Here is a 13698-nt window from a genome sequence, read left to right as displayed (position 1 = left end):
CTTTTGCATCCCCTTTATTGGGGATGGAATGTTTAATTAAAATAATATTATGGACGCATTAAGCTACAAAACGGTTTCAGCTAGCAAAGCCACTGTAACTAAAGAGTGGATTGTTGTTGACGCTGAAGGTCATAACTTAGGACGTCTTGCTTCAAAGGTTGCAATGATCTTAAGAGGTAAGTACAAGCCTAGTTACACACCGCACGTTGACTGTGGAGATAACGTAATTGTTATCAACTCAGAAAAAATTAACCTTACAGGTACAAAAATGAATGACAAAATTTACATGCGTCATACAGGTTACCCAGGAGGACAAAGAACTTTAACTGCTAAAGTATTGCAATCTAAAAACCCTGCATTACTAGTAGAAAAAGCTGTAAAAGGAATGTTACCTAAAAACAAATTAGGAGCTGAACTTTTTAGAAATCTAAATGTTGTTGTAGGACCTGAGCACAAACAAGGAGCTCAAAAACCTAGAACTGTTAACCTAAACGATCTTAAGTAATGGGAGTTATTCACAAAATCGGTAGAAGAAAAACCGCTGTTGCACGTGTATATGTTTCTGAAGGAACAGGAAAAATCACTGTAAACAAAAAAGAATTCGCAACTTACTTTCCAACTGCAACTTTACAATACAAAGTTTTACAACCAATGTCTATGACAGAAAATGTAAACAACTTTGACGTTAAAGTAAACGTTTACGGAGGTGGTTCAACTGGTCAGGCAGAAGCTGTAAGAATGGCATTAGCACGCGTTATGTGTGAAGTAAATGCTGAAAACAGAGCTATCTTAAAACCAGAAGGTTTATTAACAAGAGATCCAAGAATGGTTGAACGTAAGAAATTCGGTCAGAAGAAAGCTCGTAAGAGATTCCAATTCTCTAAACGTTAATATTACCTGTCTTGTACAATGGTACAAGACTCTCAATTATTTATTGAAATTAAAAAACACAGTTGTTGTTGCTCTCCTACCGAGGTAGGAAATAGTTTAGCATCTAAATGTATAAAGCCTGGGAAACCGCCATTTATACATTGCTAATCAACAGAACGTAAACTAGTACAAAAATGGCAAACAAAATAGAAGTAAAAGACTTACTAGAAGCAGGTGTTCACTTTGGACACATGACTAGAAAATGGGACCCAAATATGGCCCCTTACATTTATATGGAGCGTAATGGTATTCACATTATCAATCTATATAAAACTGCAGCAAAAATTGAAGAGGCTAATGAAGCTTTGAAAAAAATCGCTGCATCAGGTAGAAAAATCTTATTCGTAGCTACCAAAAAACAAGCAAAAGACATCGTTGCTGAAAAAGCAAAAGCTGCAAACATGCCTTACATCACTGAAAGATGGCCTGGTGGAATGCTAACTAACTTTGTTACTATCAGAAAGGCAGTTAAAAAAATGTCTTCTATTGATAAAATGAAGAAAGATGGTACTTTCATGACGTTATCTAAAAAAGAGCGTTTGCAAGTTGATCGTCTACGTGCTAAATTAGAGAAAAACTTAGGTTCAATCGCTGACATGTCTAGACTACCAGCTGCATTGTTCGTAGTAGATATCAAAGCTGAACATATCGCAATAAAAGAAGCACAAAAATTAAACATTCCAGTTTTCGCAATGGTTGATACGAATTCTGACCCAAGAGAGGTTGATTACGTTATTCCTGCAAATGATGATGCTTCTAAATCAATTGACAAAATTTTATCTTTAGTTACTGCTGCTGTAATCGACGGTCTTTCTGACAGAGGTTCTGAAAAAGAAACTGAAGCTACAACAGAAGAAGCTGCGGCTCCTGCTGCTGTAGAAGCTGCTCCTGCTGCGCCAGCTGTTGAAGCTGCTGCACCTGCAACTGAAGAATAAATCAAATTTAAATTCCAAATTTTAAATTCTAAAATCCAACCACAAATTAAAAACGTTATGTTGATAATTTAATAAAATTGGAATTTAGAATTTAAAAGATGGAATTTTTACTTTTAACATTAAAATTCAAAATATTATGGCAACAATTACTGCTGCAGACGTAAATAAATTAAGACAATCTACAGGTGCCGGAATGATGGACTGTAAAAAAGCTTTAGTTGAAGCTGATGGAGATTTCGATAAAGCTATACAAGTCCTTAGAGAAAAAGGACAAAAAGTTGCTGCTAACCGTTCTGACCGTGACTCATCTGAAGGAGCTGCTGTTTCTTTTATCAATGCTGACAATACTAAAGGAGCTATCATCACTTTAAACTGCGAAACTGATTTCGTAGGTAAAAATGAAGCTTTCGTAACTTTGGCTAAAGAATTAGTAGAAAGAGCTATTAACTTCTCTTCTAAAGAAGAATTCTTAGCTTCAGATTTCAACGGAATTACTGTTGCTGAAAAATTAATCGAGCAAACTGGTGTTATCGGTGAAAAAATCGAAATCGGTGGTTTTGAAATTTTAGAAGGTGCTTTCGTTGGATCTTATGTTCACGTTAACAAAATTGCTGCATTAACTGCAATTTCTGCTGCAATTCCTAATGCTGACGTTTTAACTAAAGATGTTTCAATGCAAGTTGCTTCTATGGGAGCTGATACATTATCTTACAAAGATTTTGATCCTGCTTTTGTTGAATCTGAACTTGCTGCTCGTATTGCTGTAATCGAAAAGGATAACGAAGAAGCAAAACGTTTAGGAAAAACTTTAAAAAATGTTCCTAAATATATTTCTTACTCTCAATTGACTGAAGAAGTTTTAAAACAAGCTGAAGAAGATGCTAAAGCTGAATTAAAAGCTGAAGGTAAACCAGAGCAAATTTGGGACAAAATTATCCCAGGAAAAGTTCAACGTTTCATCTCTGACAATACTACTTTAGATCAAGAGAAAGCTTTGTTAGATCAAAACTTTATCAAAGACGATAGTAAAAAAGTTGGTGATTACGTTAAAGGATACAACGTTGAAATCACAGGTTTCAAAAGAGTTACTTTAGGTTAATATATTATTTCAATATAAAAAGCCCGAATATTAATTTATTCGGGCTTTTTTTTGTTTTAATAATCTTGTCTTCGCTTAGGTTTATAAGATTAATCAAAAGCCTGTCATTTAAGGTTTACATCAGAACAGGAGAACTTTGCCAAAGTTTTAAACAAATAGTGCAAGGAACTTGTAATTAATCTTTGACAAAGTTTTTTCACTTTTAAACTTGCCAAACATAGCCCGTGGTTTCAACCACGGGGTGCAATATTATCACGCCTCGTATTGTGCTCCCGTGGTTGAAACCACGGGCTATGTTTGAAGATAGAAATTAAATTAGGTTACAACTTTGTCATTTATGAAATGACAAAAATGCGCATACAAACTTTAAAATTGAGCTTTCACAAAGTTGCTTACACTCTTGATTTAAAACTTTTACAAAGCTTAACAAACCTGATAAACTTGCTACTAAAATCTTTATAATCCACAAATCTGTAGCAAAAAAAACAACTCCCAACTCCAAAAAAAAATCCCCGAATAATTACATTATCCGGGGATTTCAATTTAAAATTTAATCTTATTATTTTTTATCCTTTATCGGGAAATTTCTAGCACGCATTAAAGCATCAGATTTAGGAGCTCTTCCTCTAAAGTTTTCATAAGCTTTCTCCTGATCAATAGTATTTCCGATACTAAAAACATTATCATAAAGACGTTTTGCCACTTCTTTATCATAAGGCCCTTTACCTTCTGTAAAAGCTTCATAAGCATCTGCATTAATTACATCTGCCCATAAATAGCTATAATATCCGGCAGCATATCCATCACCAGAGAAAATATGCCCAAACTGAGGAATTCTGTGACGCATTACAATTTCAGATGGCATATGAAGCGCTTCTAAAGTCTCTTTTTCAAATTTATGAGGATCAATAGGTGAAGTCGTTAAATGAAGCTTCATATCAATCAATGAACTCGAAATGGTTTCTACAGTAGAAAAACCTTCACCAAAATTAGAAGCTTTTTCAATTCTGTCTACCAATGATTGCGGCAATGGCTGATTTGTTTTATAATGTAAAGCAAACTTATTCAATACCTCAGGAGTAGCCAGCCAATGCTCCAACAACTGAGACGGGAATTCTACATAGTCTCTTGCAACAGATGTTCCTGCCAAACTAGGATACGTTACATTAGAACATAATCCGTGAAGCGCATGTCCGAATTCATGAAACAAAGTCGTAGCATCTTCCCACGAAATCAAAACCGGTTCGTTGGCAGTTCCTTTTATAAAATTACAATTGTTAGAAACGATTGTAAGAACCTCACCATCCATTTTTTGCTGATCACGGTAAGCATTCATCCAGGCACCAGAACGTTTTCCTGCACGAGCATAAGGATCAAAATACCATAATCCAACCACTTTACCCGTAATCTTATTACTTACTTCCCAAACACGAACGTCAGGGTGATAAACAGGAACATTGGTAATTTGTTTAAAGCTTAAATTAAATAATTCACCCGCAACCCAAAACATACCTTCACGTAAGTTTTCTAACTGCAAGTAAGGCTTAACTTCATTTTGATCTAAATCGTATTTTGCTTTTCTAACTTTTTCAGCATAATAACGGTAATCCCAAGGCTGAATTTTAAATTTACCACCTTCAGCATCCACAATTTTCTGCATTTCAGCAACGTCCTGATGTACTTTTTCTACAGCAGGCTCCCACACTGACAGCATTAAATCTAAAGTTTTTTTAGGATCTTTTGCCATTTTGTTAGACAAACTCCAGTCAGCAAATGTTGGGAATCCTAATAGGTTTGCTTTTTGGGTACGCAATTGCAAAATAGATACAAGTGTTGCATTGTTATCGTTTGCATTACCATTATCACCACGTTTTACAAAAATATCAAATGCTTTTTCTCTTAAATCTCTACGAGTTGAGAAAGTTAAAAACGGCTCAATAGAAGAACGTGTATTTGCCACACAGCCCATTACATCCAATTTTCTGCTTTTTGCCTCAGCCATTGCAGCATTTTTTACTTCAGCCGGAAGACCATCAAAATCGCTTTCTGTTTTTAAAGCCACATATTGATTGTGTTCTTCTGCCAATAAATTTTGGCTGAATTTTGTAAAAAGACTTGCTAATTCCTGATTAATCTTCGCAACTTTTTCTTTGTCTTTTTCATTTAATTTTGCTCCTTCACGAACAAAATCAGTATAATACAACCAAATTAAACGTTGTTGTTCACTCGTAAGTTTTTTGCTTTCTTTTGAGTTATACAACGTCTCTATTTTGGCAAATAATTTTTTATTTTGCAAAACTTTATCATTGAAAGCAGACAGCTTAGGAGACATTTCTGTTTCAACTGCATCAAATTCAGGAGTACTTAAAGTAGAGCCATAAATTCCGTAAACCGTATAAATTCGGGATATTGTTTTACCTGAACGCTCTAAAGCAGCAATAGTATTATCAAAAGTTGGCGCTTTTGGATTATTTGCGATAGCATCAACCTCATTTAGTTTTTCCTGAATCGCAAATTCAAGTGCCGGTTTAAAATTAGAAACCTTGTATTCATTAAAAGCAGGAACTCCTCCGTAAGGTCCAGTCCATTTTTTAAGCAATGGATTATCAGAATTGTTTTGCGCAGTGGCCGTAAATAAAGTTGTTCCCATGAGAAAAATTGTCATTAATCTTTTCATTATCATTAATTTGATTTAAAATAAAATAAAACATGTTATTGTTTCAAATGTAACCAAAAATCAGCATTCGAAGTAAAATTTTAACTTTCAGATTAGCATCTTACTCAACTTAATTAATAATTATCCATTTCCTGTTATTAAAGAAATAGTTTAAATTTGACCCATCATTTACCACATCACATGTTTAAAACCCGAAAAGAAATTGTTTTTGTAGTCCTTGCAGGCATTTTTATAACCAATGCCGTTGTAGCTGAACTCATTGGAGGAAAATTAATTCAAATTGGTCCATTTGTTATGAGCATTGGTATTTTGCCCTGGCCAATCGTTTTTTTAACCACAGATTTAATCAATGAATATTTTGGCGAGAAAGGTGTAAAAAAACTGTCTTTCATAACAGCATGCTTAATTGCCTATGCTTTCCTACTATTATTTATGGCCATTGTAATTCCGGCTGCAAAAGGAATTAGCCCTGTAAACGACGAACAATTTCAGGCTGTCTTTGGTCAGAGTATGTGGATTATAGTAGGTAGCTTAATTGCTTTTATGGCATCTCAGCTAATAGATGTGTGGATATTTTGGTTCTTTAAAAGACGAACAGGAGAAAGAAAGATATGGCTCAGAACAACAGGATCAACTGTAATTTCGCAGCTATTTGACTCTTTTATCGTTCTTGGAATCGCCTTTTGGTTACCCGGAAAAATTAACTTCCAAACTTTTATATCATCCGGACTAACAGGCTATATTTTTAAACTTTCAGTCGCTGTTTTGTTAACTCCACTAATTTATCTGGGACATCATTTAATAAAAAAATATCTTAAAGAGGACCCTAATAATAAAGAATAAAACTACCTTGTAGTATGAAAATGACAATTGCCATCTTACTTTTTTCGATAGCCTATTTTTTTACAGGCTGTGGCAACGACGCAAAAAACATATCTAAAAAAGAAAAAACCTATCCTGTAAATAAATTAGAACCAGTTTCGGCAAAAATCTTTAAGAAAACAGCACTCAAAACGGCAGTTCTTCCAAATTCCCAAAAAAAACATACCAATTCTAAAAAGAATATTCTTTCTGAAGAAGAAAATGAATTAAAACCGCAAATTCACAATCAGCACATTGCAAATAATAATACATTAGATTTCAGCGAAGAAGCAAACAAAACCTTAATGACTTTTGTGAATTTACGCAAAATACTTTCCGGAAGTAAAATTGGACAAACTTTAACCCAGGAACAACTGACTCAACAATTCGAAATTCCGCAAGAAGCCGTTAAACTGGTAAAAAGCATCACAAAAACCGATGATGACGAAATTGCCGTAAAATGGCGTTCGACATGGTTTATAGAAAAAGTCTCCGATGCTAAATTCAAGGATGGCCTCATGAAAATCACTTTCAAAGCCAATAAATTATATACTTCAGGAACTGCAATAGGCATCAAATACGACAAAAAAATTTATAATGAGCTGGTCATCATTGGCCGTTCTGCTTACATTCCCGGCGTAAAAGGATACAGCTGGCAAATAGGAAAATAATGGAAGACAAAATAAGATGCGGTTGGTGTTCTGCCAGCGATTTGTACAAAAAATATCATGACGAAGAATGGGGAAGACCTGTTTACGACGATGCGTCATTATTCGAATTTTTAATTTTAGAAACTTTTCAGGCGGGTTTAAGCTGGATCACTATTTTAAATAAAAGAGAGAATTTCAGAGCCGCTTTCGATCATTTCGATTATAAAAAAATAGCCAATTATCCCGAAGAAAAAATTGAATCCCTTTTGCAAGACAGCGGAATCATTCGCAATAAACTTAAAATTCGCGCCACCATTTCAAACGCACATGCCTTTATGAAAGTGCAGGAAGAATTTGGAAGTTTCTCCAATTATATTTGGAAATTCACCAACGGAAAACCAATCGACAACAACCCTAAAACACTAAAAGACGTCCCTGCCACTACTCCACTTTCAGACGAAATTAGCAAAGACCTAAAAAAAAGAGGCTTTAAATTCGTAGGCTCGACCGTAATTTACGCTCAAATGCAAGCCACCGGAATGGTCAACGATCACGTCGAAGATTGCTTTACCCGAAAGGGAAAATAGTCGCAGTTTTTAGTCTCAGTCACAGTCTCGGTTTTCAGCTTTTAGAGCTTAATTTTTTAAGTTAAGGACTGAAAACTGAAAACCGAGACTGAAAACTTTAAAAAAAACATTATATTTGCTTCACACTTTAGGGGTGTCTGCTAATAAGCAGGCTGAGATTTTACCCTCTGAACCTGATCTAGTTCATACTAGCGTAGGGAAAAGTAAGATGACTTCTGCGCGCATTTTTATGCGCAATTGTAGCCATTCCTAGAGTAGAGACGCACTATTGTGTATCATCAAAAAACTCTAAATTCAGAAGGAATGGAACTAAAAATCAACCAACAAATCAAACAATTCAATGCTGAATCGCTAAGCGTTCAATCATTGCTCGATCTCGAAATTCCCCACAAACAAAACGGAATCGCCGTTGCCATTAACAATACCGTTGTTCCAAAAATAAACTGGAACGAACATCTCGTACACGAAACCGACGAAATTTTAATTATTTCAGCAACGCAAGGCGGATAATAAGGCTGCCTAAACGGGCTATCCGTTGCAAGTCCGCAGTCGTCAACCAAAAAAATATAGTCTTAGTAAAGCTTCCGCTGGTCGCTTTCCTAATCCTTATTTTTTACGGTTTCCTCCTTTACGGGCTTTCCACTTCTATCCCTGGCAGAAAAATAAATTCCAAAAATTAAATTCCAAATTCCAATTACTCAAGAAACACCAAAAAAAGACGCACTGCTGTGCGTCTCTACATAAAACATAATCTTCATCAACCTGAAACTTGAAACTTGAAACAAAAAATCTTATGACTACAGAAGAACAAATCTCCAGAACCCCTTTTCCTAACTCCAAAAAAGTATATGTAAAAGGCGAAATTCATTCCATAGAAGTAGCCATGCGCGAAGTAATCCTGAGCGATACCAAACTTTCTAATGGCGGAATCGAAAAAAATCCACCTGTAACAATTTACGACACTTCAGGTCCGTACACAGATCCCAATATCGAAATTGACATTCGTAAAGGATTACCCAGACTAAGAGAAGAATGGATTTTAAACAGAAATGATGTCGAAATCCTAAACGAAATCACCTCAGATTACGGACAAACCCGATTAAAAGACGAAAGTTTAGATCACCTTCGTTTCGAATATTTACACCAGCCAAAACGTGCCAAAAAAGGAGCCAACGTAACACAACTATATTACGCCAAACAAGGCATCATAACGCCGGAAATGGAATACATTGCGATTCGTGAAAACCAGCGCATCGAACTTTTGAACGAGCAAACCAAAGCTATGAAATGCCAGCACAGCGGACATAGTTTTGGAGCCAACACACCAAAAAGCAAAATTACTCCCGAATTTGTTCGCAGCGAAGTCGCCTGCGGAAGAGCCATTATCCCAAATAACATTAACCACCCAGAAAGCGAGCCTATGATCGTTGGTCGTAATTTTTTAGTTAAAATAAACGCCAATATCGGGAACAGCGCAGTAACATCAAGTATCGAAGAAGAAGTCGAAAAAGCAGTTTGGGCTTGCCGTTGGGGTGCAGACACCATTATGGATTTATCAACCGGAAAAAACATTCACGAAACAAGAGAATGGATTATTCGTAATTCTCCGGTTCCTATTGGTACAGTTCCAATTTATCAGGCCTTAGAAAAAGTAAAAGGAGTCGCCGAAGATTTAACTTGGGAAGTTTTCCGCGATACTTTAATTGAACAGGCAGAACAAGGTGTTTCGTATTTCACCATTCATGCCGGAGTTTTATTGCGTTACATTCATTTAACCGCTGATCGTGTTACCGGAATCGTTTCCAGAGGTGGATCAATCATGGCAAAATGGTGTTTATTTCATCATAAAGAAAACTTCTTATACACCCACTTCGAGGAAATCTGCGAAATCATGAAACAATATGATGTTGCTTTTTCTCTTGGAGATGGTTTGCGTCCCGGATCTATTGCCGATGCCAATGACGCTGCACAATTCGCCGAACTAGAAACGCTTGGCGAACTAACCAAAATTGCATGGAAACATGATGTTCAGGTTTTCATCGAAGGCCCGGGTCACGTACCGATGCATATGATCAAAGAAAACATGGACAAACAATTAGAGCATTGTCATGAAGCTCCATTTTACACTTTAGGACCCTTAACGACTGATATTGCACCAGGTTACGATCATATTACATCGGCCATTGGAGCTGCAATGATTGGTTGGTACGGCTGTGCGATGTTGTGCTATGTAACACCAAAAGAGCATCTTGGCTTACCCAATAAAAAAGATGTAAAAGATGGCGTAATCACTTATAAAATATCCGCTCATGCTGCAGATTTAGCCAAAGGTCATCCGGGAGCACAATATCGTGATAATGCTTTAAGTAAAGCACGTTTTGAATTCCGTTGGGAAGATCAGTTTAATCTTTCTTTAGATCCTGATACAGCAAGAGAATTTCATGACGAAACCCTTCCTGCAGATGGCGCAAAAGTCGCTCATTTCTGCTCGATGTGTGGGCCAAAATTCTGTTCGATGAAAATATCTCAGGAAATTCGTGATGTCGCTGCGGCCGAAAAAGGTATGCAGGAGAAATCAGAAGAGTTTATTGAGCAAGGGAAAGAGATTTATATCTAGAAAATAGAACAAAGAGTAAAGAATAAAGAGTAAAGAATAAAGAGTAAAGAGTAAAGAGTAAAGAAAAAAGATATGATTGTAATTACAAATCCTTCTTCGATTGCAAATGAAATCAGCATTATTGAATCTTTATTTGAAGAAGGATTGTCTTTGCTTCATATTCGGAAACCTGATTTCTCTGAGCTTGAAATGGCGCAATTTATTCATCAGATAAGATTGGAATTCCGCTCTAAATTGGCTTTGCACAATCATCATGAATTAGCAGAAGATTTTGGCATTAACAGAATTCATTTTTCAGAAAAAGACAGAAAAAGTATTTTTTCAATTTGTCAGGATCAAAAGATATTGTCAACATCAACACATTCTATTGAAGATTTCAATTCTTTAGAAAATGATTTTGATTATGCTTTTTTAAGTCCTGTTTACAAAAGTATTTCTAAAGTAGATTATCATCCAAAAGAAAACCTTTTTGAAGCTTTAAAACGAAGAACAAATCACAAAACAAAAGTAATCGCTTTAGGCGGAATTGATGCTAAAAACATCAAAGAAACATTAGAAAACGGTTTTGATGATGTCGCTCTTTTAGGAACCATCTGGAATAACGAAAATCCAATAAAACAATTCAAATTATGTCAAAAAATCGCCCACTCGCACTTAGTATAGCAGGTTTTGACCCTATTGGTGGCGCAGGTGTTTTGGCCGATATCAAAACATTTGAACAACATCAGGTTACCGGATTTGCCATTACAACGGCGAATACCATTCAGACTGAAAATGAGTTTTTTGAAATTGAATGGACAGATTTGAGTTTTGTTATTCGATCAATTGAAACATTGTTTAAAAGCTATAATATTCAATCAGTAAAAATTGGGATTATTCCTTCGTTAGATTATTTAAACCAAATTCTTTCAGTAATAAAAGCAGTATCGCCAACTACACAAATTGTTTGGGATCCCGTTTTAAAATCGACTACAGAATTTGAATTCATGAATATGAAAGATCAACTGGATTTGAATAAAATGCTATCCAAAATTGATTTGATTACGCCCAACTATAGTGAAACTGAAATCTTATTTCCTGGTTTTATTTCGAATCAACTTTGGCTTAAAAATGAAATCCCAACTTCTGTTTTATTAAAAGGCGGGCACAATCCTATTGAAATTGGAACAGATCGTTTATTTCTAAAAGATGAAATTATCGAACTCCTTCCGTCTAACAAAAGATGCTTCGAAAAACACGGTTCCGGCTGTGTTTTATCCTCTGCCATCACCTCAAATCTGGCTTTAGACCAAACTCTAACAGAAGCTTGTAAAAATGCCAAGACCTACATAGAAAAATTCCTGAGTTCAAATTCTACTTTAATCGGACATCATTATGTATAACAAATTACAATACATCTCACAAGGCAATACAATCGAAGAACAATTGTACAATATTCATCAGGCGCTGGACGCAGGCTGCGATTGGGTGCAAATGCGATTTAAGCAACAAACTGAAAAAGATACATTCGCTCTGGCCGAAGTGGTAAAATTTTTATGCGAAGAATATCTCGCCAATTTTATTGTAAACGACAATCTCTATCTCGCTCAGCAAATTGCCGCTGATGGAGTTCACTTAGGCTTAACCGATATGAATATTGCAGAAGCAAGAGCTATTTTAGGCAACAGTAAAATCATTGGAGGAACGGCAAATACTTTTGAAGACATTGAAAATCATGTAAAAAATGGCTGTAACTATATTGGTTTGGGACCTTTTAGATTTACAGAAACCAAAGAAAAACTAAGTCCGATTTTAGGATTATCAGGCTATTCTAAAATCATTCACAAACTAAAAGATAATAAAATCCAAATTCCCATTTACGCCATTGGAGGAATTACATTAGATGATATAAATCCGTTAATGGAAACAGGAATTCATGGTATTGCCGTTTCCGGGATGATCACCAATAATGATCAAAAAAAGAGATTAATTCAACAACTAAACGAAAAGTTATATGCAAACGTCATTGTTTAAAATTGGAGATAAAACCTTAACCTCCCGCCTATTTTTAGGAACCGGAAAATTTGGTTCGAACCTTGAAATGGAAGAAGCTATTTTAGCATCAGGAAGTGAATTAGTTACCGTTGCCCTAAAACGCATCGATTTAGAAACAGAAACCGATGCTATTTTATCGCATTTACAACATCCTAATATGCATTTATTACCGAATACTTCGGGCGCGAGAAATGCCAAAGAAGCTGTTTTTGCTGCTCAATTGGCCAGAGAAGCTTTAGAAACAAATTGGTTAAAGCTAGAGATTCATCCCGATCCAAAATACTTAATGCCGGATCCTATCGAAACTTTAAAAGCAACCGAAGAACTGGCTAAACTTGGTTTCTTTGTTTTGCCTTATATTCATGCCGATCCTGTTTTGTGTAAACATTTAGAAAACGCAGGAACAACTGCCGTAATGCCTTTAGGATCGCCAATTGGCAGTAATAAAGGTCTTAAAACAATAGATTTCCTGGAGATTATAATCGAACAAAGCAATGTTCCTGTAATTGTTGATGCCGGAATTGGCGCACCATCTGACGCTGCAAAAGCAATGGAAATTGGTGCCGACGCTGTTTTGGTGAATACTGCAATTGCCGTTCCAGGAAACCCAAAATTAATGGCAGAAGCTTTTAAGGAAGCTGTTATTGCGGGTAGAAAGGCTTTTGAAGCCCGAATTGCTCATCAACAAAATTATGCCGTGGCTTCTAGTCCTTTGACTTCTTTTTTATATGACTAGTTTTTAATCTCTCGCAGATTTGGCAGATTGAGCAGATTTATAAAATTTAGCAAAATGCAAAAAAAATCTGCTCAATCTGCCAAATCTGCGAGAAAATTATTTTTTTATATAAAGTAGGAAATTTCATTAAATTTGATTTAAAGTTAAAATCATTATTATGTCCGAAAATGAAATTTCATATAAAATACGAGGTGCTATTTTTACAGTTTATAATACTTTAGGTCCCGGATTATTAGAATCAATTTACGAAAGCGCTTTATACTATCAATTAAATAAGGATGGATTAAACACCATCAAACAAGTTAATCTACCCATTAAATATGATAACGTAGAATTAGATATCACTTTTCGATTAGATCTATTGGTTGAAGACAAAGTAATTGTTGAATTGAAATCTGTTGATGAATTGAAATCCATTCACTTTAAACAATTAAATACTTATTTAAAACTAACAAATAAAAAACTCGGGTTATTAGTCAATTTTAATTGCACAAATATTCTAGATAATATACATCGAGTCGCAAATAAAATCTAATCTATCTGATAAATCTGCGTGAAAAAACCACAATCCA

Annotated in this window: 15 protein-coding genes and 1 riboswitch; of the genes, 14 read left to right on the top strand and 1 reads right to left on the bottom strand. The window is 35.4% G+C overall.

All coding sequences use genetic code 11. The features are described 5' to 3' along the window. The first annotated feature begins 49 nt into the window (after positions 1–49). The 4 genes from rplM (at position 50) to tsf (ending at position 2964) form a co-directional block, all read left to right on the top strand. Entirely contained in the window at positions 50–505 is a 456-nt protein-coding gene (rplM, locus tag B0M43_RS08235) for a 50S ribosomal protein L13 (RefSeq protein ID WP_065448038.1), read from the top strand. Next, positions 505–891: a 30S ribosomal protein S9 gene (gene rpsI, locus B0M43_RS08230; RefSeq protein WP_007808909.1), complete on the top strand. Its 387-nt coding sequence runs from the start codon at positions 505–507 to the stop codon at positions 889–891. The genes rplM and rpsI overlap by 1 nt, the downstream gene beginning before the upstream one ends. A 173-nt stretch (positions 892–1064) precedes the next feature. Next, entirely contained in the window at positions 1065–1865 is an 801-nt protein-coding gene (rpsB, locus tag B0M43_RS08225) for a 30S ribosomal protein S2 (protein ID WP_065448039.1), read from the top strand. Positions 1866–2001: 136 nt separating this feature from the next. Next, entirely contained in the window at positions 2002–2964 is a 963-nt protein-coding gene (tsf, locus tag B0M43_RS08220; RefSeq protein WP_065448040.1) for a translation elongation factor Ts, read from the top strand. A gap of 559 nt (positions 2965–3523) precedes the next feature. Here tsf and B0M43_RS08215 read toward each other — a convergent pair. After that, a complete protein-coding gene (locus B0M43_RS08215) occupies positions 3524–5641 on the bottom strand; it encodes a M3 family metallopeptidase (protein WP_078006203.1) in 2118 nt (705 codons plus the stop codon). Positions 5642–5821: 180 nt separating this feature from the next. On the opposite strand from B0M43_RS08215, the gene B0M43_RS08210 reads away from it, so the two are divergent. The 10 genes from B0M43_RS08210 (at position 5822) to B0M43_RS08165 (ending at position 13661) form a co-directional block, all read left to right on the top strand. Beyond that, positions 5822–6484 carry a queuosine precursor transporter gene (locus B0M43_RS08210; RefSeq protein ID WP_078006204.1) on the top strand — a complete coding sequence of 221 codons (663 nt, stop codon included), beginning with the start codon at positions 5822–5824 and terminating at the stop codon, positions 6482–6484. 14 nt (positions 6485–6498) lie between these two features. Beyond that, positions 6499–7173, top strand: a complete 675-nt coding sequence (locus B0M43_RS08205) for a hypothetical protein (protein WP_078006205.1) — start codon at positions 6499–6501, stop codon at positions 7171–7173. Further along, a complete protein-coding gene (locus B0M43_RS08200) occupies positions 7173–7739 on the top strand; it encodes a DNA-3-methyladenine glycosylase I (RefSeq protein WP_078006206.1) in 567 nt (188 codons plus the stop codon). The genes B0M43_RS08205 and B0M43_RS08200 overlap by 1 nt, the downstream gene beginning before the upstream one ends. Before the next feature lie 119 nt (positions 7740–7858). Next, positions 7859–7956, top strand: a riboswitch (TPP riboswitch). 86 nt (positions 7957–8042) lie between these two features. Further along, positions 8043–8249, top strand: coding sequence for a sulfur carrier protein ThiS (thiS, locus tag B0M43_RS08195; protein WP_078006951.1), 207 nt, complete (start codon positions 8043–8045; stop codon positions 8247–8249). Between the two features lie 283 nt (positions 8250–8532). Next, entirely contained in the window at positions 8533–10356 is a 1824-nt protein-coding gene (gene thiC, locus B0M43_RS08190) for a phosphomethylpyrimidine synthase ThiC (protein WP_078006207.1), read from the top strand. Between the two features lie 72 nt (positions 10357–10428). Further along, entirely contained in the window at positions 10429–11019 is a 591-nt protein-coding gene (locus tag B0M43_RS08185) for a thiamine phosphate synthase (protein ID WP_078006208.1), read from the top strand. Further along, complete coding sequence (locus B0M43_RS08180) at positions 10986–11738, top strand: hydroxymethylpyrimidine/phosphomethylpyrimidine kinase (RefSeq protein WP_078006209.1); 753 nt, start codon at positions 10986–10988, stop codon at positions 11736–11738. The genes B0M43_RS08185 and B0M43_RS08180 overlap by 34 nt, the downstream gene beginning before the upstream one ends. Next, the gene (locus B0M43_RS08175; RefSeq protein WP_078006210.1) at positions 11731–12369 is read left to right on the top strand and encodes a thiamine phosphate synthase; all 639 of its coding nucleotides are present in this window, start codon (positions 11731–11733) and stop codon (positions 12367–12369) included. Before B0M43_RS08180 ends, B0M43_RS08175 begins: the two co-directional genes overlap by 8 nt. Beyond that, a complete protein-coding gene (locus tag B0M43_RS08170) occupies positions 12350–13126 on the top strand; it encodes a thiazole synthase (RefSeq protein ID WP_078006211.1) in 777 nt (258 codons plus the stop codon). The genes B0M43_RS08175 and B0M43_RS08170 overlap by 20 nt, the downstream gene beginning before the upstream one ends. A gap of 157 nt (positions 13127–13283) precedes the next feature. Then, on the top strand, positions 13284–13661 hold the full coding sequence (locus B0M43_RS08165) for a GxxExxY protein (protein ID WP_078006212.1): 378 nt from the start codon (positions 13284–13286) through the stop codon (positions 13659–13661). Positions 13662–13698 lie beyond the last annotated feature (37 nt).

This window comes from Flavobacterium sp. KBS0721 (assembly GCF_002007065.3).
GTDB lineage: Bacteria > Bacteroidota > Bacteroidia > Flavobacteriales > Flavobacteriaceae > Flavobacterium > Flavobacterium piscis.
Note: the sequence above shows the minus strand (reverse complement) of the source record. Positions and strands in the feature narration are given on the sequence as shown.

Bases quoted from the DNA above. Each gene is read 5' to 3' on its own strand.
- rplM (WP_065448038.1), top strand. From the start codon at position 50: ATGGACGCATTAAGCTACAAAACGGTTTCAGCTAGCAAAGCCACTGTA.
- rpsI (WP_007808909.1), top strand. From the start codon at position 505: ATGGGAGTTATTCACAAAATCGGTAGAAGAAAAACCGCTGTTGCACGT.
- rpsB (WP_065448039.1), top strand. From the start codon at position 1,065: ATGGCAAACAAAATAGAAGTAAAAGACTTACTAGAAGCAGGTGTTCAC.
- tsf (WP_065448040.1), top strand. From the start codon at position 2,002: ATGGCAACAATTACTGCTGCAGACGTAAATAAATTAAGACAATCTACA.
- B0M43_RS08215 (WP_078006203.1), bottom strand. From the start codon at position 5,641: ATGAAAAGATTAATGACAATTTTTCTCATGGGAACAACTTTATTTACG.
- B0M43_RS08210 (WP_078006204.1), top strand. From the start codon at position 5,822: ATGTTTAAAACCCGAAAAGAAATTGTTTTTGTAGTCCTTGCAGGCATT.
- B0M43_RS08205 (WP_078006205.1), top strand. From the start codon at position 6,499: ATGAAAATGACAATTGCCATCTTACTTTTTTCGATAGCCTATTTTTTT.
- B0M43_RS08200 (WP_078006206.1), top strand. From the start codon at position 7,173: ATGGAAGACAAAATAAGATGCGGTTGGTGTTCTGCCAGCGATTTGTAC.
- thiS (WP_078006951.1), top strand. From the start codon at position 8,043: ATGGAACTAAAAATCAACCAACAAATCAAACAATTCAATGCTGAATCG.
- thiC (WP_078006207.1), top strand. From the start codon at position 8,533: ATGACTACAGAAGAACAAATCTCCAGAACCCCTTTTCCTAACTCCAAA.
- B0M43_RS08185 (WP_078006208.1), top strand. From the start codon at position 10,429: ATGATTGTAATTACAAATCCTTCTTCGATTGCAAATGAAATCAGCATT.
- B0M43_RS08180 (WP_078006209.1), top strand. From the start codon at position 10,986: ATGTCAAAAAATCGCCCACTCGCACTTAGTATAGCAGGTTTTGACCCT.
- B0M43_RS08175 (WP_078006210.1), top strand. From the start codon at position 11,731: ATGTATAACAAATTACAATACATCTCACAAGGCAATACAATCGAAGAA.
- B0M43_RS08170 (WP_078006211.1), top strand. From the start codon at position 12,350: ATGCAAACGTCATTGTTTAAAATTGGAGATAAAACCTTAACCTCCCGC.
- B0M43_RS08165 (WP_078006212.1), top strand. From the start codon at position 13,284: ATGTCCGAAAATGAAATTTCATATAAAATACGAGGTGCTATTTTTACA.